Source organism: Salinicola halophilus (genome assembly GCF_003206155.1).
Lineage (GTDB): Bacteria > Pseudomonadota > Gammaproteobacteria > Pseudomonadales > Halomonadaceae > Salinicola > Salinicola halophilus.
In genome coordinates, this window is record NZ_PZJV01000001.1 from 1,559,313 (window position 1) to 1,584,292 (window position 24,980).

General features: G+C 65.4%; 19 protein-coding genes. 12 read left to right on the forward strand and 7 right to left on the reverse strand.

Annotated elements, in window-relative coordinates:
- Positions 1–6: 6 nt before the first annotated feature.
- The 6 genes from DOM33_RS07020 to prfB all read right to left on the reverse strand — a co-directional run bounded on the left by DOM33_RS07020 (position 7) and on the right by prfB (position 6,129).
- Positions 7–873 carry a hypothetical protein gene (locus DOM33_RS07020; RefSeq protein WP_110667088.1) on the reverse strand — a complete coding sequence of 289 codons (867 nt, stop codon included), beginning with the start codon at positions 871–873 and terminating at the stop codon, positions 7–9.
- The gene (locus tag DOM33_RS07025) at positions 870–1,184 is read right to left on the reverse strand and encodes a BolA family protein (RefSeq protein ID WP_110667090.1); all 315 of its coding nucleotides are present in this window, start codon (positions 1,182–1,184) and stop codon (positions 870–872) included. Before DOM33_RS07025 ends, DOM33_RS07020 begins: the two co-directional genes overlap by 4 nt.
- Before the next feature lie 101 nt (positions 1,185–1,285).
- Entirely contained in the window at positions 1,286–2,674 is a 1,389-nt protein-coding gene (locus DOM33_RS07030; RefSeq protein WP_110667092.1) for an MFS transporter, read from the reverse strand.
- A 60-nt stretch (positions 2,675–2,734) separates the two neighbouring features.
- Positions 2,735–3,121 carry a hypothetical protein gene (locus DOM33_RS07035; RefSeq protein WP_110667094.1) on the reverse strand — a complete coding sequence of 129 codons (387 nt, stop codon included), beginning with the start codon at positions 3,119–3,121 and terminating at the stop codon, positions 2,735–2,737.
- A 251-nt stretch (positions 3,122–3,372) separates the two neighbouring features.
- Positions 3,373–4,908, reverse strand: a complete 1,536-nt coding sequence (gene lysS, locus DOM33_RS07040; RefSeq protein ID WP_110667096.1) for a lysine--tRNA ligase — start codon at positions 4,906–4,908, stop codon at positions 3,373–3,375.
- Positions 4,909–5,030: 122 nt separating this feature from the next.
- Positions 5,031–6,129, reverse strand: a protein-coding gene (prfB, locus tag DOM33_RS07045) for a peptide chain release factor 2 (RefSeq protein WP_110667098.1) whose coding sequence is annotated in 2 segments (ribosomal slippage) — positions 5,031–6,053 and positions 6,055–6,129 — 1,098 coding nt in all. Because the reading frame shifts where the segments join, the coding sequence is not laid out codon by codon here.
- Positions 6,130–6,350: 221 nt separating this feature from the next.
- Here prfB and DOM33_RS07050 point away from each other — a divergent pair.
- The 10 genes from DOM33_RS07050 to DOM33_RS07095 all read left to right on the forward strand — a co-directional run bounded on the left by DOM33_RS07050 (position 6,351) and on the right by DOM33_RS07095 (position 19,595).
- Positions 6,351–7,928: a peptide ABC transporter substrate-binding protein gene (locus DOM33_RS07050; RefSeq protein WP_110667609.1), complete on the forward strand. Its 1,578-nt coding sequence runs from the start codon at positions 6,351–6,353 to the stop codon at positions 7,926–7,928.
- A gap of 390 nt (positions 7,929–8,318) precedes the next feature.
- Complete coding sequence (locus DOM33_RS07055; RefSeq protein WP_110667100.1) at positions 8,319–9,914, forward strand: peptide ABC transporter substrate-binding protein; 1,596 nt, start codon at positions 8,319–8,321, stop codon at positions 9,912–9,914.
- Between the two features lie 29 nt (positions 9,915–9,943).
- Entirely contained in the window at positions 9,944–10,879 is a 936-nt protein-coding gene (locus tag DOM33_RS07060) for a C40 family peptidase (RefSeq protein ID WP_110667102.1), read from the forward strand.
- 153 nt (positions 10,880–11,032) lie between these two features.
- On the forward strand, positions 11,033–12,658 hold the full coding sequence (locus DOM33_RS07065; RefSeq protein ID WP_110667105.1) for a peptide ABC transporter substrate-binding protein: 1,626 nt from the start codon (positions 11,033–11,035) through the stop codon (positions 12,656–12,658).
- Between the two features lie 47 nt (positions 12,659–12,705).
- Entirely contained in the window at positions 12,706–14,286 is a 1,581-nt protein-coding gene (locus tag DOM33_RS07070; protein WP_110667107.1) for a peptide ABC transporter substrate-binding protein, read from the forward strand.
- A gap of 31 nt (positions 14,287–14,317) precedes the next feature.
- Positions 14,318–15,244, forward strand: a complete 927-nt coding sequence (oppB, locus tag DOM33_RS07075; RefSeq protein WP_110667109.1) for an oligopeptide ABC transporter permease OppB — start codon at positions 14,318–14,320, stop codon at positions 15,242–15,244.
- Between the two features lie 61 nt (positions 15,245–15,305).
- Positions 15,306–16,274 carry an ABC transporter permease subunit gene (locus tag DOM33_RS07080; RefSeq protein ID WP_110667111.1) on the forward strand — a complete coding sequence of 323 codons (969 nt, stop codon included), beginning with the start codon at positions 15,306–15,308 and terminating at the stop codon, positions 16,272–16,274.
- A gap of 10 nt (positions 16,275–16,284) precedes the next feature.
- Entirely contained in the window at positions 16,285–17,889 is a 1,605-nt protein-coding gene (locus DOM33_RS07085; protein WP_110667113.1) for an ABC transporter ATP-binding protein, read from the forward strand.
- 212 nt (positions 17,890–18,101) lie between these two features.
- Entirely contained in the window at positions 18,102–18,401 is a 300-nt protein-coding gene (locus tag DOM33_RS07090) for an EF-hand domain-containing protein (RefSeq protein WP_162617922.1), read from the forward strand.
- Between the two features lie 75 nt (positions 18,402–18,476).
- On the forward strand, positions 18,477–19,595 hold the full coding sequence (locus DOM33_RS07095; protein WP_110667117.1) for a porin: 1,119 nt from the start codon (positions 18,477–18,479) through the stop codon (positions 19,593–19,595).
- 202 nt (positions 19,596–19,797) lie between these two features.
- Here DOM33_RS07095 and DOM33_RS07100 read toward each other — a convergent pair whose 3' ends face one another.
- Positions 19,798–21,189 (reverse strand): OmpP1/FadL family transporter, encoded by a 1,392-nt coding sequence (locus DOM33_RS07100; RefSeq protein WP_110667119.1) that lies wholly within the window; start codon positions 21,187–21,189, stop codon positions 19,798–19,800.
- Positions 21,190–21,587: 398 nt separating this feature from the next.
- Here DOM33_RS07100 and DOM33_RS07105 point away from each other — a divergent pair, with 398 nt between their 5' ends.
- Positions 21,588–22,019: a MerR family transcriptional regulator gene (locus DOM33_RS07105; protein WP_110667121.1), complete on the forward strand. Its 432-nt coding sequence runs from the start codon at positions 21,588–21,590 to the stop codon at positions 22,017–22,019.
- Entirely contained in the window at positions 22,016–24,781 is a 2,766-nt protein-coding gene (locus DOM33_RS07110; RefSeq protein WP_338053835.1) for a heavy metal translocating P-type ATPase, read from the forward strand. Before DOM33_RS07105 ends, DOM33_RS07110 begins: the two co-directional genes overlap by 4 nt.
- Positions 24,782–24,980 lie beyond the last annotated feature (199 nt).

A 24,980-nucleotide genomic window follows, 5' to 3' on the forward strand; every position in this document is an offset into this window, starting at 1 on the left:
CCGTCGTCAGCGCTCGGCGTCGTCGGACGTCGTGCGCCAGCGCTTGCCGGCGGCGCCGAGCTGCACCCAGCTGTCGCGCTTGGCGCTAACGCTGCCGAGAAGGTCGTCGGGATGAGGCCAGCGATGAAAGGTCGTACTGGCCGACGCCGCGCCAACCAGGGCCGTCCAGCTCTCGTCACCGACGACGATGGCGCCATCGATGGTCAGACCGTTGCGTCGCGCCTGGCCGGCACAGAAGACTTCGATGCCCTCCCGGGCTTCCCCTTCGGGGTCGGTGGTGGGGGTCGGCATCAGCGGCCAGCGAAGGTGCGCGAGCGACTGCCAGCGCGCCGGCATTCCTGCTGCTGCGAGCATCTGCTGGAGCAGCGCCTCTCCCGCCTTCGACAGCGCCCGCTCGCCGGGCAGCAGTAGCCACCAGCGCCCGTCGAGCACGGCAAGGTGCAGCGAGAAGCGCAGCGGTTCGGCGGCGACGCCCGCGTCGGTCGCAGGCTCGTCGGTCGGTGCCGGCGTTGCGGGAGCCTCCTCGACCGGCTTGCGGGATTCGTCGAGGCCAATCTCGGCACCCAGCAGTGCTCTGGCGCGACCGGTGCGCTCGCCATGCGGCGCTGTCGCCGCACCGGTGGATTCAGAAGCGCTCGCTTGATCGGTCGACGTCGCGTCGCTCGCGTCGGATCGACGGCGGGTCTCCTCGACCGGCTCGGTGCGGTCGAGCAGCGCATGCAGACGCTCCCCGGGCGCGGGTTTTTCGCGCTTGGCCGGTTCGACCCATTCGCTCTGCTCGGTCGCCTTGGCATTGGTGAAGCGATAGCGCGAGACCCAGGCGGGAACGCCCATCGCTTCCAGGTACTGCAGCCTTTGCGGGTCGGCGGTCAACGCCCGCCTCCCCCGCGACAGCTGGGCGAATCGGGGCGGTCCTCACCGCGCGCGTCCCACTGTCTTGGCGTGTACAGGTGCAGCGCCAGTGCGTGCACTGGCCCGGCGAGTTCGTCGGCCAGCGTCGAATAAAGCAGCTGGTGGCGCTTGACCGGCATCAATCCCTCGAACTGTGACGACACCAGCGTGACCTTGAAATGCGTCTCGGCATTCGGCGGGACATTGTGCATGTGGCTTTCGTTTTCTACCGCCATGTGAAGCGGCTCGTGTGCGGCGAGCAGCTTCTCTTCGATGCGGGCTTGAACACTCATGTCAGCGTCTCCTGTGCCAGTGGCGTCATTGTACCGTCGCACTCGAGCCTCGCACAGCGAGGCGCCGACGACACGCTCGCTCGATGCCGCAACCGCATGAGTCAGCGACGGTGCGGGTTTCTCGCCAGCGGCACACGGTAGAGGCTCAAGCCCAGCGCGACCAGCGCCGAAACGCAGCCGAGCCACAGCGACAACGTCAGCGAACCGAAGGAGAGTCCCAGGATCAGGCCGACCGATGCGGTCCCCAGCGACTGGCCGAAGGTGCGCACCGAGGCGAGCACGCCGGAGGCACTGGCGCTCAGCTCAACCGAGACACTGCCGATCATCTCGCGATTGTTGGGCGCCTGAAAGAGCCCGTAGCCGATCCCGCAGAGCGCGCTGCGCCAGACGATATCGAGGCCATGGGTCTCCGCGTCGATACCGGCCAGCGCCAGCATGCCGCAGAGAAAGATTCCGAGTCCGGTCGAGCTGATCACGGCCGGATTGGCCTTGTCGGCCAACCGCCCCGCCAGCGGGCCGATCAGCATGATCGCCAGCGGCCAGGGCGTGAACAGCAGCGCCGAGTCCAATGGCGAAACACCGAGCGTGGTCTGATACAGAAAAGGCAGACCCACGAAGGCGATGCCCTGGGCGAGAAAGGCGAACATCGATACCGTGGCGGCAAACGAGAAGCGCGGCTCGGCGAAGAGCGCCAGCGGTACCAGCGGACGCGTGACATGGCGCTGGCGCCACACGAACCCGATCAGACACAGCAGACTGACGGCGAGCGTGGCGATCGCCGGGGCGCCACCGTCGCCGTGACCGAATTGATCCAGTGCGAAAACGCTACCGCTGAGCATGACGATCGAGAGTAGCGCACCGATGAGATCGATGCGCCCCCGTATCGGCGCCTCTCTGGGCAGCGAACGTGTCGCCAGCGTTAGCGCCAGCAGTCCGATCGGTACATTGATGGCGAACAGCCACGGCCAGTCCGCCACGTGCAGAATCAGCCCGCCGAGCGACGGCCCCGCGGCGATGCCGAAGGCGACGGTCAGCGCGCTCAGCCCGATGGCGGAGCCGAGCAGCCGGCTGGGGAAGATGATGCGGTAGAGCGAGGGGCCAATACTCAGCATGGCCGCCGCCCCCACCGCCTGCAGCGCCCGCGCCGCGAGCAGCCACTCGAAGGAGCGCGACAGCGCACAGCCCAGCGAGGCGAGCGTGAAGATCGCAAGCCCGCCGATATAGAGCCGGTGACGACCGATACGCCGGCTCAGCGCCGCAAAGGTGAGCAGCAGCGCCGCGGTGACCAGCTGATAGACGTTGGCGATCCAGATCGACTGCGAGCCGCTGATCGCAAGCGCATCGGCGAGAGTGGGCAGCGCGATGTTGACGATCCCGTTGTCAAGCACTGCCAGCTGGGTGCCGGTGATCATCGCCAGCATCGCCAGCTTACGCTCGCGCCCGGGCAGACCGTCGTCCCCCGGGCGCTCTTCGAACAACCTTTTCAGCATGCGGTCACGTCATACCCGGGACGGCCCGCTTCATGCTCGCGCTGTCGCCCCGCGTACGGCTCACTCCTCGTCGGTCTCCATGAGCAGCTCGTCATCCACCTCGGCGGTCTCGAGCGCCGCTTCGTCGTCGAAGTCCACCACAAGATAGCTGTGCTCGACGTAGAGAAACTCACGAAAGAGCGCCGCATCGACGGTCTCCGGCCACTGCCGCTCGTCCTCTTCCCAGGCGCGCAGCTCGCTCTTGAGCAGATCGACGCAGCGCTCCTCGACGTAAGCGCTGAGGGCTTCCGGCGTGTCCATCTCGGGAATCAGATAGACCGTGGTCTCACCGGCAATGTCATCGAGCGTGAGATCGTCATCGCCGACGGTCGGCTCCAGCGAGTTGACCCAGTCGACGAACGCCTGGGTCGGCTTGACGCTCAGCGCGGAACGGTTGAGCAGCTTCATCGGTGTCACCCCTGTCGTGGAGCCGGCTTGATGTCGGCTGGATTCGAAACGCGGTCATTATGGCCGCTCGCCGCGCCCCTGACCAATCTTCAAGCTGGGAGCTGCGAGCCTGCCGTATTGCAACGTCGAGGAAGGCGGCGAGCTAGCGCAGAGCTAGGCGCGCGAAGGAACATCGGCGCAGTGGACGTGGTTGTCCATGAGCAAGATGTTCCTTCGCGCAACAACGCACTGCCGACGCGCAGCCCCTTCGATCACTCAGGGCGCATGGCCGGGAAGAGCAGCACGTCTCTGATGGAGGCGCTATCGGTGAGCAGCATCACCAGGCGGTCGATACCGATCCCCTCGCCCGCCGTCGGCGGCATGCCGTACTCCAGCGCGCGCACGTAGTCGGCATCAAAATACATCGCCTCCAGATCCCCAGCGTCCTTTTCGGCCGCCTGGGCGGCGAAGCGCTCGGCCTGATCTTCGGCGTCGTTGAGCTCGGAGAAACCGTTGGCGAGCTCGCGTCCGCCGACGAAGAACTCGAAACGGTCGGTGACGTGCGGATTGAGGTCGTTGCGCCGCGCCAACGGACTGACTTCTGCCGGATATTCGGTGATGAAGGTCGGCTGATCGAGGTGCGGCTCCGCGACGGCCTCGAAGATCTCGGTCTGAAGCTTGCCCAGCCCCCAACTCGGCTTGACCGCGATGCCCAGCCGTTCGCAGACCGCCTTGGCGCCGTCGACGCTGTCCACTTCCGTCTCGCCAATGCCTTGCTCGGCGCCGTACTCGAGAATCGACTGGCGCATAGTCAGCCGCCGGAAGGATTCGCCCAGGTCGTACTCGGTGCCCTGATAGGTCAGCGTGGTCGAGCCCAGTACCCGGGTCGCCACGTCACGAACCATCGCCTCGGTCAGATCGAGCAGATCGCGATAGTCGGCATAGGCCCAGTAGAACTCGAGCATGGTGAACTCGGGATTGTGCCGCGTGGACAGCCCCTCGTTACGGAAGTTGCGGTTGATCTCGAACACGCGCTCGAAACCGCCCACCACCAGCCGCTTGAGGTAGAGCTCAGGCGCGATGCGCAGGTACATGTCGATGTCCAGCGCATTGTGATGGGTGGTGAACGGCCGCGCCGTCGCCCCGCCGGGGATCGGCTGGAGCATCGGCGTCTCGACCTCCATGAAGCCGCGCTCGACCATGAAGGCGCGAATCGCGGCAATCACCCCGGAGCGGACCTCGAATACTCGACGCGACTGCGGGTTCATGATCAGGTCGACGTAGCGCTGGCGGTAGCGCGCTTCCAGGTCGGTCAGACCGTGAAACTTGTCCGGAAGCGGGCGCAGGCTCTTGGTCAAGAGCGTCGCTTCGCGCATCAGCACGTAGAGGTCGCCCTTGCCGGATTTGTGCACCGGCCCGCACGCACCGACGATGTCGCCGATGTCCCAGCTCTGGATCTCCTCGAGCAGTTCGGCGGGCAGACCCTTCTTGTCGACGTAGAGCTGGATCTGCCCGGAGACGTCCTGAATGACGATGAACGGCCCGCGCTTGCGCATGATGCGCCCGGCGACCGCCGCCTGGCGGTCGAGAGTTTCCAGCGCCTCTTTCTCCTGCTCGCCCAGCGCCGTCTGCAGCTCGGCGGCCAGGCTGTCGCGGCGAAAGTCGTTGGGGAAGGCACTGCCGCCTTCACCGGCCGCCTGCTCGCGACGCGCGGCGAGCTTACCCCGACGCTCCGCGATCAGCCGGTTTTCTTCCTGCACGTCGGTCGGTGCATCCGAGGGAGATTGCGGATTGTCCTGGTTCGCCATGTCGTCGCCTGTCGAAAATTCGAATTAACGCGAAAGAAAAATGCCGCGCCTTTTAGTGTCGCTGGAGCCGTGCTGAACCTTTTGCGACGTACCTGCGCGTGATTCGAGCGCAGACACGCGCGTCAGAGTCCCTGTTTCAGGCTCGCCTCGATGAACTGATCCAGATCGCCGTCCAGCACCTTCTCGCAGTTGCTCGACTGCACGCCGGTACGCAGATCCTTGATGCGCTGATCATCGAGCACGTAGGAGCGGATCTGACTGCCCCAGCCGATGTCCGCCTTGCTCTCCTCGGCTTCCTGCTTGGCCGCGTTGCGCTTTTGCATCTCGTGCTCCCACAGCCTCGCCTTCAGCTGCTTCATGGCGAAGTCGCGGTTGGCATGCTGGCTACGCTGGCTCTGACATGCCACCACGATGCCCGTCGGCTCGTGGGTGATACGCACCGCCGAGTCCGTGGTGTTGACGTGCTGACCGCCGGCACCCGAGGAGCGGTAGGTATCGGTGCGCAGATCCGCCGGGTTGATCTCGACCTCGAAGCTGTCGTCGACCTCCGGGGAGAGGAACACGGAGGCGAAAGAGGTGTGACGACGGCCGCCGGAGTCGAACGGGCTCTTGCGCACCAGCCGGTGAACGCCGGTCTCGGTGCGCAGCCAGCCAAAGGCATGATCGCCCTGGACGTGAATGGTCGCGGACTTGATGCCGGCGACGTCACCCGCCGACACCTCGGTGAGATCGGCCTTGAAGCCGTGATGCTCGGCCCAGCGCAGGTACATGCGCAGCAGCATGTTGCCCCAGTCCTGGGCCTCGGTGCCGCCGGAGCCGGCCTGGATGTCCAGATAGGCGTTGTTGGCGTCCATCTCGCCGGAGAACATCCGTCGAAACTCGAGCTTGTCGAGCTGGGCCTGGAGGCTCTCGAGCTCGCGCTTGACCTCGTCGACGGTGGCGTCGTCCTCTTCCATCACCGCCAGCTCGAGCAGCTCGCGATTGTCGACGAGACCTGCATCCAGCGTATCGATGGTCTCGACCACCGTTTCCAGCGACGCCCGCTCCTTGCCGAGCTTCTGGGCATAGGCCGGATCGCTCCAGACGTCGGGATTTTCGAGCTCGCGGGTGACTTCTTCTAGCCGATCTTTCTTTTCGGCATAGTCAAAGATACCCCCTCAGGACGTCTGTCCGTTCGGACAGGTCCTTGATGAGGTTGTGGATCGGATTGATCTCTTGCATGGAATTCCTACCGATAGGGTGTCGGCGCGCCGTGATGACCGGCTCGGCTCGTACTGACCGGCTCGGTGGGTCGGGGCGCGCCAAAGGGCGCTCATTGTAGCCAAACCCCGGCATAGCGTCATCCCGCGACCGGCGACGCTGTGTGCCCGATCGAGATGGACTAAGGTGGATTCATGTCGCCTCGCGGCGTCGACAACATTGACAACAAGGGGACCCCGCTCATGCTACCGACTCGACTCGCCGTCGCCATTGGTCTTGCCGGCTCGCTCGCCGCCTCGCCGCTGATGGCCGCCACGCTGCACGTGGGCATCTCGGGCGACCCCGCGTCGCTGAGCCCGGCCAAGATCACCGGCGGCGTCTGGGAAGAGGACGTTCTGCGCGACATCTTCGAAGGGCCGATCGCCATCGACGCCGAGGGCCGGATCATTCCCGGCGCGGCGGCAAGCTGGGAGATCGCCGACGACGGCAAGACCTACACCTTTCATCTGCGCGACGGGCTCGAATGGTCCGACGGCGAGCCGCTCACCGCGGACGATTTCGTCTTCGCCTACCGGCATCAGGTCGATCCGGCCACCGCGTCCAACTACGCCCACAGGCTCTATCCGATCGTCAACGCCGAGGCGATCAACGCCGGTGACGAGCCACTCGAATCGCTCGGGGTGGAATCCCTCGATGACGGCCAGACACTTCGTATCACGTTGAAAGAGCCCACCGTCTACTTCCTCAAGACGCTGGTACTGCCGTTCGCCTACCCGATCCCCCAGCATGTGATCGAGGAGGTCGGAGACCAATGGAGCGATCCCGCCAACATTGCCGTCAACGGTGCCTTCAAGCCGACGAAGTGGGTCTCCAATACCGAGCTCTCCACGGTCAAGAACGACCGCTTTCACGATGCCGACGCGGTGACGCTGGAGGGCGTCGACTACACGCCGCTGGAAGACAAGAACGCCGGCATCCAGCGTTTTCGCGCCGGCGAACTGGACATCCTCCGCGACTACCCCGCGGCACAGTACCCCCGCCTCTCCGAAAACATGGCCGAGGCGACCCATCTCTTTTCGTCTCTCGGTACCTATTACTACGTCTTCAATCTGAAAGACGACTCTCCCGTCGCGGATGCCCGCGTCCGCGAAGCCCTGAGCCTGGCGATTCGCCGCGACGTGATCGCCGAGCAGCTGCTCAAGGGTGGCGTCGAGCCCGCCACCACGCTGGTCCCGCCGGGTACCAGCGGCTATGAAGCCCAGACGCAACCTGGGCTCGACGACGACATCGACAGCCGACTCGACAGAGCCAAATCGTTGATGGAAGAGGCCGGCTACGGCCCCGACAAGCCGCTCGAACTGACGCTACGGTTCAACAGCGGTGACGAGCATCGCCAGATTGCCGTGGCGGTCGCGGCGATGTGGAAACCGCTGGGCGTGGACGTCGAGCTGCGCAACACCGAAGCCAACGTGCACTACGCCGATCTGATGGAGGGGGACTTCGAAGTCGCGCGCGCCGCCTGGATCTCGAGCTACGACGATGCCCAGAACTTCCTTCAACTGCTCTCGGCGGAGACCAACAACTACGGGGCGTACCAGAACGACGCTTACAACGATCTGCTGACACGCGCCGACGGCGAGCAGGATGCCGCCCAGCGCGCCGAGCTCATGCAGCAGGCGGAAGCGTTGGCGCTCGCGGACTACCCGCTGACGCCGATCTACACCTACAGCTCACGCAATCTGGTCGACCCAAGCATCGAGGGCTGGGCCGACAACGCGCTGGACATGCACGCCTCGCGCTGGGTGCATCTCGGCGAGTGACCCGATGGAATACGCTCGATAGTATTAGACTTTAGTCGCAACTCGCCGCGTTCGTTTGCTCCTGAACGGCGCGGCACTGACTTGGCGCAATCCGCATCCTCTTCTCTCTGCGGCACCGCTCCCGGGTGACCAGGAGTTCCGGCCGGCCTTGCCGAATGGTCGACGAGTCGCGCGGAACCCGGGGTCATGCAAAAAATGAAACGGCTCATCGAGCATTTGTATTAGACGCTTTCACGCCTTCGCGAGAAGGTACGGCGTCATACCCGCGATCGAATCACGCGCTGCCAAAGGCGGACCCGCCGCGATCGCGAAGCGTCGCGACGTAGCATCGTCGAGACACCGAAGCGTTCGAACATAGCAGCGCTACAACAACAAATCGGAGTTCCCTCCATGTCATCGTCTTCCTTCTCCCGTCGTCTTTTCCCGCTGAGCGCGCTGGCCATCGCCATCGGTGCCGCCAGTGCACCGGCCAGCGCCGAAACCCTCAACATCGGCGTTCAGGGCGAACTCGCCTCCTTCGATACCTCTCAGGTTTCCGGCGGCGTGTGGGAATCCCAAGTGCTGATGGATGTCTATGAAGGTCTGGTAAAACAGTCCCCCGACGGCGAACTGCTGCCCGGGATGGCGACCGACTGGGAAATCTCCGACGACGGCACGACCTACACCTTCCAGATGCGCGAGGGCGCCGAGTGGTCGGATGGTGAACCCGTCACCGCCGAGGATTTCGTGTTCGGCTGGCAGCACCTGCTGAAGCCGGAGAACGCGTCGAAGTACGCCTACATGCTCTACCCGGTGAAGAATGCCGAGGCGGTCAATACCGGTGAGAAGCCGCTCGACGCCCTCGGCGTGGCATCCAGCGACGACGGCAAGACCTTCACGGTCACCCTCGACCACCCGACGCCCTACTTTCTCCAGCTCCTGACCCACTACACCGCTTACCCGGTGCCCAAGCATCTGGTCGACGAGTACGGCCGAGACTGGGTCAAGCTCGACAACATCGCCACCAACGGCGCCTTCAAGCCGGTCGAGTGGGTGTCGCAGTCGCGCATCTCGGCCGAGAAGAGCTCGACCTACTACGATGTCGACGACGTCTCGCTGGACGGCGTCAACTACTACACCGTCGAGGATCGCAACGCCGGCATCTCGCGCTTTCGCGCCGGTGAGCTCGACGTGCTGACGGACTACCCCTCCAGCCGCTATCAGTGGCTGACCGAGAACCTGCCCGACGCCACGCACATGAGCCCGATGCTGGGTTCCTACTACTACGTCTTCAACCATCGCGACGGCCATCCGACCACCGACGCCCGCGTGCGCGAAGCGCTCAATCTCGTCATCCGTCGCAACGTGCTCTCCCAGCAGATCATGGCGGGCAGCTTCAAGGCCTCCACCGGGATGGTGCCGCCGGGCACGAGCCACTACGACGCCCAGCAGATGGATCTCGGCGACGACATGGATGCCCGCATGGAGAAAGCCAAGGCGCTACTCGAGGAAGCCGGCTACAGCCCCGACAACCCGCTGAATCTGCGCCTGCGCTACAACACGAGTGACGAGCACAAGAAGATCGCCATCGCTGTGGCCGCCATGTGGAAGCCGCTGGGCGTCAACGTGCAGATGATCAATTCGGAAGCCACCGTCCACTACCAGACCATCGCCGAGGGTGACTTCGACGTCGCCCGCGCCGGCTGGATCGCCGACTACAACGATGCCGAGAACTTCCTGACGCTGCTGCATACCGGCGTCGGCAACAACTACGGCGCCTACTCCAACGAGGAATACGATGCGCTGATGGATCAGGCCGCCCAGACGCTGGACCTCGACGAGCGCCAGACGCTGCTCGAGCAGGCCGAGAACCTCGCTCTCGACGACAACGCCTTCGCCCCGATGCTGACCTACGTCACCCGCAACCTGGTGAATCCTGAGCTCACCGGCTGGGAAGACAACGTCGAGGACGATCACCCCTCGCGCTGGGTCGAATTCCAGGACTGAGGCGTGGTTGAGCGTCGCGGGGGCTCACTGTGAATTGCATCGGCGTGGCGGTCGCCGGTCTCTGGACCGGCATCGACACCCCGCGAGCCGTCGACGCGCCGGCGCTCACCGCGCCGGTCGAGATGGAGCACTGGCTCGCCGGACTCGACGATGCCACCCGACTGGCGCTCTGCAGCGAGAAGCGCCTGGCGACTCAGGTGCTGCTGGACACGCCGGTGACCGTGATCGAGAGCGCCGTGGACGCGAACGGCACGCCCTGGCGTCGTGTGATCGTGCCAAGCCAATCCTCGTCGCTGGATTCGCGCGGCTATCCCGGCTGGCTGCCGAGCGCGCAGCTCGCCGAGGCACCAGGTTGTTCACGGCAGGCCGCCGAGAGCGTCTTCGTCACGGACCCGACAGTCTGGCTTCAGCGGATGAGCGGCACGCCGGTGAAGCTGAGCTTCGCCACGCGACTCGCGCTGGCCGGTCCCGTGAACGATGGCGATGCCCGCGTCGATGTCGCCACGGCGTTAGGGCCTGGCTGGCTACCGCGGGAGAGCGTGCGGCTGGCGGGGACAGTCGGTCCCGGCGAGACGCCGGCGGAAGCGGCGAGCACGCTGGAGAGGCTGGGAAGACGCTTCGACGGCCTGCGCTATCTATGGGCAGGCAACAGCGGTTTCGGCTTTGACTGCTCCGGGTTCGTCCACAGCCTCTTCGCCGCGATCGGCGTGACGTTACCGCGGGATGCGAGTGATCAGGTCGAGACGGGCGAGGCCGTGGATCTCTCGGCGCGCCGAAGCGGCGATCTGCTCTACTTCGAGAAGCCAGACGACAGCGGGCAGGTTCGAGTCGATCACGTCGCGCTCTATCTGGGGGACGATCGGATCCTGCACGCCCCGACCAACAATGCGCGGATCGAGTGTCGCCGACTCAGCGGCAGCCGTTACCAGCGCGAACTCTGCGCCGTGAGGCGACATATCGGCTGACGCCAGGAGCGCCACCTTCCTCGGTCGTCACGCGAGGAACGAAGCGAAGCCGCCCGGCCACACGGGTTTGGGCGGGTTTGGATAACATGGGATCGAGACGGGGCTGCCATCGACAACGGCCCTGCCAATAACAACTCCAGGGATGACTCGATCATGCTCGAATCACGAATTTCTCGTCGTAGACGCCCGTCGGCGTCGCGCCGGCTACCGGGGCTCGTCGTCACCGGCGCGCTCGCCGCGCTCGGTCTCGCGGGTCCGAGCCTCGCCGCCACGCTGAGTATCGGTACCCAGGGCGAACCCGCGTCGCTCGACACCGCCCGCATCGGTGGTACGACCTGGGAGAACGACGTCCTCGGCGATCTTTTCGAAGGGCTGGTCACCCTCGACCCGGCCGGCGAGTACGTCCCCGGGGCGGCACGCGACTGGTCGGTGAGCGAGGACGGTACTCGCTACACGTTTCATTTACGTGACGATGCCGACTGGTCCGACGGTGAACCGGTGGTCGCCGACGATTTCGTGCTCGCGTTCCAGCGCCTGTTCGATCCGGCCAACGGCGCCGTCTACGCCAACCTCTTCTACGCCATCCGCGGCGCCGAAGCCCACACCAGGGGCGAAGACGACGCCCCGGCCCTCGGCCTCGAAGCCGTCGACGACAGGACGCTCGTCATCACCCTCGATCAGGCGACGCCCTACTTCCCGACGCTACTCGCCCACATCGCCGCCTCCCCGGTGCCCTCGCATGTGATCGATCAGTACGGCGACGACTGGACCCAGATGGCGCACATCGTCACCAACGGCGCCTTCACCCCGACGAGCTGGGTCTCCCATGACCATATCGCGGCGGTGAAGAACCCCGAATTCCATGCCGCCGACGAGGTCGCACTCGACGGTGTCGACTATTACCCGGTCGAGGATCGCAGCAGCGGTCTGCAGCGCTTTCGCGCCGGCGGGCTGGACATCGTCCGCGACTTCTCGCCGGATCGTTATCAGTGGCTACAGGAGAACCTGCCCGACGCCGCCCACCTCGCGCCGCAGCTGGCCAACTACTACTTCGCGCTCAACCAGCGCGACGGCCACCCCACGGCCGACGTTCGCGTGCGCGAAGCCCTCAATCTGGCCGCACGCCGCGAGGTGATCGCCGAGCAGATCATGGGCGGCGTGGTCGCCCCGGCCAGCGGCTTCGTTCCCGACGGGGTCAGCCACTACGCCGCGCAGACGATGCCGGGGCTCGACCAGCCCATGGACGCTCGACTGGATGAAGCCAGATCGCTGCTGGCGGATGCCGGCTACGGCCCCGATCACCCGCTCGAACTCACGCTGCGCTACTCCACCACCGACGCCAACAAGCGTATCGCGGTGGCGCTGGCCGCCATGTGGCAGCCGCTGGGTGTCGAGACGCAGATGGTCAACGCCGAAGGCGCGGTGCACTACGCCGAGCTCGCCAACGGCAACTTCGACATCGGTCGGGGCAGCTGGGTCGCCGACTTCGACGACGCCAGCAACTTCCTCGGCATCCTGCAGAGCGACTCGCCCAAGAACTACGGCGGCTACGCCAGTGACGAGTTCGACACACTGATGGACCGTGCCGCGCGCGAGACCGACCCCGACGCCCGACAAGACCTTCTCGAGCGGGCCGAACGCCAGGCGCTGGGCGACTACGCCGTCATGCCGGTCTACGTCGACGTCTCCCGCAACCTGGTCTCTCCGGCGCTCGAAGGCTGGGAGGACAACGCGCTCAATCGGCACCTGTCGCGCTGGCTGTCGTTCGACGACGACTGATCCGCGACGCAGCAATCAACTATTCAAAGCCTGGGGAACCCACAACAATGATCTCACGCTCCACGCTCGCCGCCTTCGGTGGTCTCGCACTCACCGCGCTGGCATTGCCGGCACAGGCCACCACGGTCAACATCGCCAACGGCTCGGAGCCCGGCACTCTCGACCCGCAGAAGACCAGCGGCGTCTGGGAGACGCGTATCACGCGCTCGCTGTTCGAACGCCTGGTCAGCTACGCCGCCGACGGCAGCCTGGTGCCAGGGCTCGCCGAAAGCTGGGAGATCAGCGACGACGGCCGGACCTATACCTTTCATCTGCGCGATGCCGAGTGGTCCGACGGCGAGCCGATCACCGCCGACGACGCCGTCTTCGCCCTGCGCCGCGTGCTGGCGCCGGAAACGGCCAACCACAACGCCAACCTCTACTACCCCATCGAGGGCGGGCACGAGGTGAACACCGGCGACGCCGGGCCCGAAAGCCTCGGCGTCGAAGCCAGCGACGCCAGGACGCTGGTGGTGCACCTGACCCAGCCCACGGCCTGGTTCTTGCAGGCACTGGCGATGACCGAAGCCGCGCCGCTACCCGAGCACGTTCTGGCCGACTCGGACGACGGCTGGGTCCAGCCGGGCAGTACCGTCTCCAGCGGCGCGTTCACTCTCAGCGAGTGGCAGCCGCAGTCGCGCATCGTGGTCACCAAGAACGCGCACTACTTCGATGCCGACGACGTCGCCGTCGACGAGGCGGTCTTCTATCCCATCGACGACAAGCAGAGTTCACTCAACCGCTTTCGTACCGGCGAGATCGACATCGCCTACGATAGCGTCCCCGCCTCGCGCTTCGACTGGGTCCAGGAGAATCTGAGCGACGCGCTACGTGTCGGGCCGCTGATCGCCGAGTACTTCTACATGTTCAATCTGCGCGACGACCAGCCGCTGGCCGATGCCCGGGTCCGCGAGGCGCTCAATCTGGCGGTCAGGCGCGACGTGATCACCCAGCAGATCATGGGCCAGGGCCAGACCTCCTCCTACTGGTACGTCCCTCGCGGCACGGCCAATGCCCCGCAAGGCGAGATGGACTTCGCCGAGCTGTCGATGGACGAGCGCATGGCGCGAGCCAAGTCACTGATGGAAGAGGCGGGCTACGGTCCCGACAACCCGCTGCAGCTGACGCTCAACTACAACACCCTCGAGGATCACAAGAAGGTCGCCGTGGCGGTCGCCGCGATGTGGAAGCCGCTGGGCGTCGAAGTCGATCTGGTCAACGCCGAAGCCGCCGTGCACTACACGACCATTCGCGAGGGGAATTTCGAAGTCGCCCGCTACGGCATGGTCGCGACCATCGACGACCCCTACGACTTCCTCAACGCCTACGCCGACAACGGTTCGGCCAGTCGCGCCAGCGGCTACCGCGACGAGACCTACGACGAACTCGTTGCCGAGAGCACCCGCGAGCTCGACGCCGACAAACGCCGCGATCTCATGACCCAGGCCCAGCAGCGTCTGCTCGACGATTACGCTCTGCTGCCGCTTTACGATTACGTCTCCGCCCATCTCGTTTCCCCCGACCTCACCGGCTGGGAGAGCAACTCGATGGACGTCCACCCGCTGCGTTACCTGAAGGAAACCGACTGATGTTGCGCCTATCGATGCCTCGAGGTCCGGCATGCTGAGCTACACCCTGAAACGCCTGCTGCAGGCGATCCCCACGCTGCTGATCGTGATCACGATCTCGTTCTTCCTGATGCGCGTGGCGCCGGGTGGTCCGTTCGACGGCGAGCGCCAGCTGCCGCCGGAGATCGAGGCCAACCTGATGGCGGCCTATCATCTCGACGAACCGCTGCCAATGCAGTACCTGCGCTACATGGGCAACCTGATCCAGGGCGATTTCGGGCCGTCGTTCAAGTACAAGGATTTCTCGGTCACCGAGCTGATCGCCCAGGGCTTCCCGGTGAGTCTCGAGATCGGCGGACTGGCAATCCTGCTGGCGCTGCTGCTCGGCCTGCCGTTGGGTATCGCCGCGGCACTCAAGCGCAACTCCACTGTGGACTACCTGGTGATGGGCACCGCGCTGACCGGTATCGCCGTACCCAACTTCGTCATCGCGCCGATCTTCGCGCTGGTCTTCGGCGTGCTGCTGGGCTGGCTGCCGGCGGGAGGCTGGAACGGCGGCGCCCTGCCCAACTTGATCCTGCCGGTGGTCGCGCTCTCCATTCAGCAGATCGCCTACATCGCCCGCATGATGCGCGCCAGCATGATCGAGGTGCTGGGCAGCCACTTCATCCGCACGGCCCGCGCCAAGGGGCTCAACGAGGGCGAAGTGATCTGGCGTCACGCCATCCGCCCTGCTTTGCTGCCGGTCGTCTCCTACCTGGGCCCGGCCATCGCGGGGATCATCACCGGCTCCGTGGTCATCGAGCAGATCTTCGGCATCCCCGGCATCGGCCGCTACTTCGTTCAAGGGGCGCTGAACCGCGATTACACCCTGGTGATGGGCACCGTGGTCTTCTACGGCATCCTCATCGTCGTCATGAACCTGATCGTCGATCTGCTCTATTCGGCGCTCGATCCGCAAATTCGCTACGACGACTGACCCATGACAACGCTCGATTCACGACATTCCATGCAAGACAACGATCCAGGGGAGGCCGCTAATGACATCCGATTCCAAGCCCTATAGCGGCGAACAGTCCAACGCTGCCCCGCTGCCGGCGGGCGGCCCCAATCCCCCGCGCTCGCCCGATCCCGAGCCGGATGCCCTGCCCGAAGCGGCACCGGCCGGCGAGAGCCTGGCACGAGACGCCTGGCGCCGGCTCTCCCAGAACCGCGCGGCCATGGCGAGCCTTGCGCTTCTGATCGCGATCATCGTGATGTGCATCGTCGGCCCGTGTCTGCCCTGGGGGCTCGCCGAAGTCGACTGGAACGCCTTCGGCACCGGCCCGACGCTCGAGAACGCCCACTTTCTCGGCACCGACGCCAACGGCCGCGATCTGTTGACGCGCGTACTCTACGGCGGCCGCGTCTCGCTGTCGGTCGCGCTGGTCGCCTCCTTCGTGAGCCTGGTGATCGGTGTGCTCTACGGCGCCATCTCGGGCTATCTCGGCGGGCGCGTCGACAACCTGATGATGCGTTTCGTCGACATCATGTACTCGCTGCCGTTCATGTTCCTGGTGATCCTGCTGATGGTGGTTTTCGGCCGGAACATCTTTCTGATCTATGCCGCCATCGGTGCCGTCGAGTGGCTCGACATGGCGCGGATCGTGCGCGGTCAGACCCTGGCGTTGAAGCGTCGTGAATACATCGAGGCCGCCCACGCCCTCGGCGTGCGCGACTCGAAGATCGTCACCCGCCATCTCATACCCAACGCCATCGGCCCGGTGATCGTCTACGTCACGCTCACCGTGCCCAAGGTGATCCTGCTGGAGAGCTTCCTGTCGTTCCTCGGTCTCGGGGTACAGGAGCCGCTGACCAGCTGGGGCGTGCTGATTTCCGAAGGGGTCTCGATGATGGAAGGCTCGCCCTGGATGCTGCTGGTGCCCTCGGCCTTTCTCGCCGTCACGCTCTTCTGTCTCAACTTCCTGGGCGACGGGCTGCGTGACGCCCTCGACCCCAAGACCCGCTGAGGAACCCTCGATGACTCAATCGTTACTCGAAATCGACAAGCTCAGCGTGACGTTCCAGTTGCCCACCGGACCGGTGGCGGCGGTCAAGAACGTGAGTTTCTCCATCGCCGAAGGCGAGACGCTGGCGCTGGTCGGCGAGTCCGGCTCCGGCAAGTCGGTGACCTCCACCGCTACCATGCGGCTGCTGCCGGAACTCGCCGAGACGGCCGGCGCCATCCGCTTCAACGGCGAGAACCTGCTCGAGGTGACGCCCAAGCGCATGCGCCGGGTACGCGGCAACGACATCTCGATGATCTTTCAGGAGCCGATGACCTCACTCAATCCACTGCACCGGATCGGGCGGCAGATCGGCGAGGTGCTGGAGAAGCACAAGCAGCTCAAGGGGCAGCGCAACCGCGACCGCGTTCTGGCCCTGCTCGAACAGGTCGGCATTCCCGAGCCGGAACGACGCATCGACAGCTATCCCTACGAGCTCTCCGGCGGTCAACGCCAGCGCGTGATGATCGCCATGGCGCTGGCCTGCGAACCCAAGCTCTTGATCGCCGATGAGCCGACCACGGCGCTCGACGTCACGGTGCAGGCGCAGATCCTCGATCTGCTCAAATCGCTGCAGGCGCAATACGGCATGGCGATCCTGTTCATCACTCACGATCTCAGCATCGTGCGCCACTTCGCCGATACCGTCTGCGTGATGCGCTACGGCGAAGTGGTGGAGACCGGGCGTACCGGCGAGGTGTTCGACGCGCCGAAGCACGACTACACCCGCATGCTGCTCGACGCCATTCCCCGCGGGCGTAAGGAGCCCGCTCCGGCGGATTCACCGGTGCTGCTGAGCGGGCGCGACGTCAAGGTGCGTTTCGCGCTGAAGAAGCGCCTGCTGGGCAAGAGCGAGTACTTCGAGGCGGTGCGCGGCATCGACCTTAGCATCCGCCGCGGCGAGACGCTGGGCATCGTCGGCGAGTCCGGCTCCGGCAAGTCCACGCTGGGACGCGCCCTGCTGCGCCTGCTCAAGTCCACTGGCGATATCCGTTTCGAGCAGACCGACCTGCAGGCGCTCGACAAGTCCGGCATGCGCCCGCTGCGCTCGCGGCTTCAGGTGGTCTTCCAGGATCCGTTCGGTTCGCTCTCCCCGCGGATGACGGTCGGCGAGGTGATCAGCGAAGGGCTCAAGGTCCACCACCCGGAGATGACCCGCCGCCAGCGCGACGCCGAAGTGGTCAAGGCGCTCGAGGAGGTCGCCCTCGACCCGGCGATGCGCAACCGCTATCCCCACGAGTTCTCCGGTGGCCAGCGCCAGCGTATCGCCATCGCCCGCGCGCTGATTCTCAAGCCGGAGCTGCTGCTGCTGGATGAGCCGACCTCGGCGCTGGATCGCTCGGTCCAGGTTCGCGTCATCGACCTGCTGCGCGATCTGCAGAAGAAGTACGGCCTGACCTACCTCTTCATCAGCCACGATCTCTCCGTCGTGCGCGCCCTTTCCGACCACGTACTCGTGATGAAAGAGGGGCAGGTGATCGAGCAGGGGCCGTCGGAGGCGCTGTTCACGCAGCCCCGCGAGCCCTACACCCAGGCGCTTCTGAAAGCGGCGTTCATCGAGGAGGGGGCAGCGGCCTGATTCGCCACCGGCGCGGTCCCGCGCCGGCCGGACGAGAACTGGCTCGACGACGATCACCAGGACAATCACAACCGTCGTCTACCGGGGCGCAAAAGGCCCTGAATAACACGAATTAAAAGATTCGGCCGCGGGTGTCACCGGCACGCGCCTGGGATTCTTGCGGCCGTCATATGGGGAAAACCCCGAAACTCACTCCTTCAAGGGAGCAAATAATGTCCATAACAAAAGGACTCATGGGCGCCACCGCCCTGGTGGTATTGGCGGGATGCCAGGGCTACACGCCGGCGGGCGACGGTGCCGGCAGTTTCGAGCGAGGCCGCATGGAGATGGATGCGCCGCCGGCACTGGTCGAGCGGTTTCACCAGCTCGATGCCAATGACGACGGCGTCATCGACGTCAGCGAGGCGCGCTCGTCCTCCGATCTGATGGGGGCGTTCGGTACCGCCGATCTCGACGGCGATCGTCAGCTCTCGCTCGAAGAGTTCATCGACAGCCAGTCCTCCGCCGACTGATCACGCGGTCGATCCGCCCTGTCGATTGGCACTATCGACTGGCACTACAACAACAGCGATACAAAGAGTGAAGTCATGACCCAAAAAACTTTCGTAGCGGGAATGCTCGCTACCGGTGCTCTTCTGGCCAGCCAAACCGCAGCGGCCGTCACACTCTACGAAACCGTGGAAGACAAGCTGACCTTCAGCGGCCGTATCGCCGCCGGCAGCACCTTCGTCGACGATGTCAGCGACGACCACGATCCGACCAACGCCGGCTCGCGTGTACGTCTGATCCACGAACACAACTTTCAGGGCGGCTGGACGTCCATCGCCCGTGCCGAATGGGGCTTCGATCCGTTCTTCGAAGATGGCGACGACGCACACTACAAGCGCATGCTCTACGCCGGCGCCAGTCACGATGAATACGGCACCGTGCTGATCGGCAAGCAGTACAGCCTGTGGTACGACATGGTCGCCTACTGGACTGACTGGATGTGGTACAACGGCGCCAGCGCTCAGGGCTCGTTCAACGGCCGTCAGAGCGACGGCGGCTTCGAGGGTAACGGCCGACCGGACAACGCCATCACCTACAAGAACAATGTCGGTGACTGGACGCTCGGCGCGATGTATCAGACCTCGCGAGACGCCCCGGACGAGAGCGGCTACTACGACGACGGCCTGCATCGCGACAAGACCTTCCAGGGTGCGGCGGTCTACCAGCCGACCGACGAATGGGCGTTCGGCCTGACTTATACCCACAGTTCGATCGACGGCGAGCGCGACGGCGATACCGACGAGATCGATGTCGACGCCGGTCTCGTTGCCGCGCGCTGGACGCCGGGCAACTGGTACTTCGCGCTCACCGCCGGTGAGTACAAGAACCTGGTCCGCGACTTCAACCGCGGTGCGGACGATGACAGGGCCAACACCAACGGCATCGTCGACCGCGCCCGCGGCTATGAAGCGGTCGCGCTCTACAACGTCGTCGATCAGACGCCGGGGACCGTTCAGCTCTACACCGGTTACAACAGCCTGCGCGATCGTGACTCCGACGCGGAAAGCGCCTACTACGTAGCCGGTGCCGCCTGGCTGCTGTTCGAGGACAACCTCATCCTCGCGCTCGAGCAGAAGTTCGACGACTCCAACGACACCCTGGGTAACGACGACGCCTACCACGACGAAACCGATCTGCTGGTGCGCTACAACTTCTGATCGGCCCACCGCTCGCTTTCATGCCCCGCCTCGTTTCGGCCAGGCGGGCGCTATCAAGACGAGCACTCGCGATAGTTGATTCATCGACGTGTTTGCCCCGGCCCTGCGGCCGGGGCTTTTTCGTTGCGTTTCACCCGGCGCATGACTCAAACGTCAAAAACCCCGGCGAGCCGGGGTTGGAGAGCAGGCAGGTGCGTGTGGATCAGAACCGATACGTCGCCTGCGCGCCGAAGCCGTGAGCTTCGTTCTTGTAGTCGGCTTCGTAGCTGGCGCCGCCGGCTCCCTCGAGCAGGTCACTGCGCTCCTGGGAGATCTCGGTGCGCCGCTCGGTGAGGTAGGAGTAGGCAAGGTCGATGGTGAAATCGGGCACCGGCGTCCAGCCCGCACCCAGCGAGAAGATGCGCCGGTCGTCCGACGGAATGCGCACGCTGCGGTAGGTGTCGTTGGTCGGCGTCTCGTCGAGCGTGACGCCGGCGCGCAGCACCCACTGCGGATTGAGCGCGTACTCGCCGCCCACCCCGAATGCCCAGGCGTTGCGGTAGCTCTGCTGCTCCTGGGTGATGGTGCCGCCGCCGGTGCCGGTGACTCGAATCTCGTCGAAGCGGTCCCAGCGCACCCAGGAGGCGCCGAACATCAGCTTGAGATCCGGCGTCATCTGCTGGGTGATCGAGAAGTTGATGGTCTCCGGCGTGGTGAGATCGAGTTCGGCGTCGTCCGCACGCACCACGTTGCCGAGCGGATCTTTCGCCTCGAAGTCGCCATCCAGGGTGTAATCGACCTTCGAGCGATAGGTCAGCCCCAGCGTCGTTGCCTCGAAGGGCCGATAAAGCACGCCAATGTTGTAACCCCACGCCTCGTCGTCGCCGTCGACCCGGGAGTCGACGTCCGCCGCCGAGTTGAACCCGGGCTCGCTCGGCAACTGCCGGCGCAGCTCGCCGTCGATCCGGTTATAGGTGACACCGACCCCGACCGAGAGGTTGTCGTTGAAGCGATACGCCAGCGTCGGCTGCACGGTCTCGACCACCACCTCGGTGTAGTCGCCGAAGTAGCGCCCCTGAAAATCCGACTCGTAGTCGGTCTTGGAACCGAACGGCGCGTAAACGCCAAGGCCGAAGGACCAGTTGTCGTCGATCGGCTGGGCGTAGAACCCGAACGGGATGACCTTGTTGCCGACCATGTCGCCGTCATTGCCGCCGGGCACCGCTCCGACCGGCACCTGCACCCCGGACGGCGCGCCGCCCGTGGCGATACCGGAGTCGAGATTGCGGGTCGCGCTGACATTGTCGATATCGTTCTGGACGTTGAGATAGGTCGCCCCCGCCGTGATCTGCGCGCGGTCGAGAAACGACATGCCCGCCGGATTGCCGTAGACGATGCTAGCATCGTTGACGTTGGAACTGCGGCCGGCATGGCCGTAACCCTGGCCGCTCACACTCTGCTCGTTGAGTTGATACCCGCCGGCGAGAGCCTGACCCGACGCGGCGATCCCCGCCAGCGCGATGGCGAGCGATAGCCGGTTGTAGCGATGTCCGAAGCGACGCCCGAAGCGATGGCCGAAGCGATGGCCGAAGCGGTGACGATAGCGCTGATCCATGATGTATCCCCTGCACTTTTCACCCCTTTTGAGGCGAGGCGCTCGCGCCATCGCTGAGGGGTTTCTGTTGCCGTTGTCGGTGATCGACACGCGCTCGAACGCCGCGTGACGTATCGTTTTATCGTCTTCCGTTTTGACGTAAGCGTGAGGAAGCGTCAATTGGCAAACGGTCGTTTCAATCGACTTTTGGGATTCTCTTTAGTCTTAGCCGGGGCGGTCTTCAGGACTCGAACCCGCTGATCCCGGAGGTTCCAGAGGGTTGCCGATGGCACGGCGCCGTCCGCGCTCGAATCCGTGACGCGAGCCAACCGCCGTTGCGCGTTCCGTCGTTCACGGTTGACCATTGTCTAACACGTAGGTTTTAGGCTTGCGTCATTCGCTCGAGGTCAGGAGGTCGCATGAAGGTCACAGAACTCGCTCGCACTGCCGGTGTCACCCCTGAGACGGTACGCCACTACACGCGTCAGGGGCTCCTCGTGCCGACGCGCGACCCCAACAATGGCTATCAGCTCTTTGACCGGCGCGCGCTGAGTCGACTGCGTTTCATCCAGCGCGCACGCACGCTCGGCTTCAGTCTCAAGGAGGTCGCCGAGATTCTCGAACAGGCCGACCAGGGCGACTCCCCCTGCCCCCTGGTCAGGGATCTGCTGGCAGCGCGCCTGCCCTGCATTCGCAATCAGATCGAGGAGCTGCAGGCGCTCGCGGCGCGTATGGAACAGGCGATCCACGAGTGGTCGATGCTCCCGGACGGCACGCCGAACGGCGACAGTATCTGCCGCCTGATCGAGCACACCGCAGACGATGCCACTGCGCGAGGAGACCCCGCATGAACGCCTACCGCTACCGTATCGAGGCGATGCACTGTCAGGGCTGCGTCAAGCGTATGCGCGAGGCGGTGCAGGCCGAGGACGACGAGACCGACGTCAGCGGTGAGCCCGCCGATAAGCGTCTCGAGATCACCACACGGCTCGACGCCGACCGCATCGAGGCGCTGCTCACCGAAGCGGGTTACCCGCCCCGGAGAGAGACCGCCACGTCGCAGCGTTCCGACCACGTTCTAGCGATCCCCGGCATGAACTGTCAGGGCTGCGTCAGGCGTATTCGCGAGGCGATCCAGACCGAGGATGCCGAGGCCGACGTCAGCGGCATCCCCACCGAAAAGCGTCTGGAGGTCATCACACGGCTCGACGCCGGGCGCGTCGAAACGCTGCTGAGACAGGCGGGCTATCCGCCGAGCGGCGATGCCCTCGCAGCAGCGAATGCCCACGCGCCGGTGGGCGAGGCGTCCTCCAACGGCGCCTCGCCCACCGACCCGGTTGAGAAGAACGCCGACGGTACGCCGCGACGTTTCACCATCGGCGGCATGACCTGTGCCGGCTGCGTCAACGCGGTGCAGAGGGCGCTCTCCAAAACGCCCGGCGTTCAGCAAGCCCGGGTCGATTTCGCCGGCGAGACGGCACTGGTGACCGGCAGCGCGTCTGACGAGACGCTGATCGGCGCCGTTCGCTCGGCGGGCTACGACGCCGCCCCGATCGAGGATCTGCGCGAGGCCAACGAACGCCGCCAGCAGGACGCCGAACGTCGGATGCGCCGCCACGCCGTGGAATCGGCAGTGAGTCTCGCCCTCGGCCTACCGATGATGGTGGCGATGTTCGTTCACACCCCCGTGCTCACCGGCGGCGAGCGCTGGCTCTGGTTCGCCCTGGGCCTGGCGACACTGGGCGTGCTGGCGACGGCCGGGCGGCGCTTCTTCGACGGTGCCTTCAAGGCGTTTCGCCACCACCAGGCCAACATGGATACGCTGATCGCCCTCGGCAGCGCCGCGGCCTGGCTCTACTCCATGGCGGTGGTGCTCTTCCCCGGCGCCATTCCCGAGGGCTCACGCCATCTCTATTTCGAAGCGTCGCTGATGATCGTGGGGCTGATCGGACTGGGCCAAGCGCTGGAGCTACGCGCCCGCGGGCGTACCAGCCAAGCGCTTTCGCGCCTGCTCGACCTCGGCAGCGACACCGCCCGGGTCATTCGTGACGGCGAAGAGGTCGAGGTCGATATCGACGAAGTCGTTGCCGGCGATCGCCTTCGCGTGCGCCCCGGCGAACGGCTGCCGGTGGACGGCGAGATCGAAGGCGGCGAGAGCTACATCGACGAGTCGATGCTCACCGGCGAACCGGCGCCCGTGCGTAAACGCGTCGGCGAACCCGTCAGCGCCGGCACGCTCAACGGCCGTGGCTCGCTGATCTATCGCGCGACCCGGGTCGGCGATGACACACGGCTCGGGCGCATCGTCGACCAGGTCGCCCGCGCCCAGGCCTCGCGTCCGCCGATCGGCGCGCTCGCCGATCGGGTCTCGGCGGTGTTCGTACCCAGCGTGATGATCGCCGCGGTGCTCACGGCACTGGCCTGGTTCAACGTCGGCCCGGCGCCGCAGCTCGTCCATACGCTGGTCGCGGCGACCACGGTGCTGATCATCGCCTGTCCCTGCGCGCTGGGACTCGCCACGCCGATCTCCACCATGATCGGCATCGGCAAGGCCGCCGAGCACGGCGTCCTCGTGCGCGACGGCGAAGCGCTGCAGTCGGCCAGTCACCTGACCACATTGGTAGTCGACAAGACCGGCACCCTGACCGAGGGCAAACCGCGGGTCGTCGAGCGCCACGACGCGAGCGATGTCCTCTCTCGCGCCGAGATCGACGCCCTCGTCGCCGCCCTCGAACGCGGCTCCGAGCATCCGCTGGCCTCGGCGCTGCTCGAAGCCGTCGGCGAGACGACACCGGCGACGATCCACGACTTCGAGAGCCGCAGCGGCCGCGGTGTCGTCGCAACCCTCGACGACGGCCGTTCACTCCGGCTCGGCAACGAGGCGCTGATGGACGAGGCGGGCATCGATCTGACCGGCATTCAGCAGACAGCGACGCGGTGGCAGCAGCAGGCGGCAAGCGTGATCTATCTCGGCGTGGGCGAGGCGCTCGCCGCCATCTTCGCGGTGCGCGATGCACTGCGTGACGACAGTACCGACGCCATCGCGCGTCTCCGGGCCGAGGGGCTACGGGTGGTCATGCTCAGCGGCGACAGTGAGGCCGCCGCCCGCGCCATTGCCGCCGAGGCGGGCATCGACGAGGTGCATGCCGGCCTGCTGCCGGCGGACAAGCAGCGGATCGTCGAGACGCTACAGCGTCGCGGCGAGCGCGTCGGCATGGTCGGCGACGGTATCAACGACGCCCCGGCGCTCGCCCAGGCCGAGGTAGGCTTTGCCATCGGACACGGTACCGACGTGGCGATCGAGAGCGCTGGCATCACCCTGATGCGCAACTCGCTCCACGGTGTTGCGGACGCCATCGCCATCAGCCGGGCGACGCTTGCCAACATCAAGCAGAACCTGTGGGGGGCGTTCGGCTACAACGCGCTCGGCATCCCGGTTGCCGCCGGCGTGCTCTACCCGTTCACCGGCGCGCTGCTCTCGCCGATGATCGCGGCGCTGGCGATGTCGCTGTCGTCGGTCACGGTGGTGAGCAACGCCAACCGGCTGCGATGGTTCGAGCCCAGCCCCGCTCGTTCGCAAGCAAACCCCGACCGGAAGGCGGCCGTGACATGACACTGTTACTCAATACCCTGGGAATCGCCGTCATCGCGTTCATCGTCTGGTGGTTCTGGCTCGAGGGCTGAGCGCCCCGATACCGGCATCAAAAGACGATCTCCAGCAGACGAAGGGCGAGCCGTGCGGCTCGCCCGTCAGCGTTTGACGACGCTCTCGACGTCGTCTTGGCTTTCTCGAAGTCTCTATGGCAAGACGG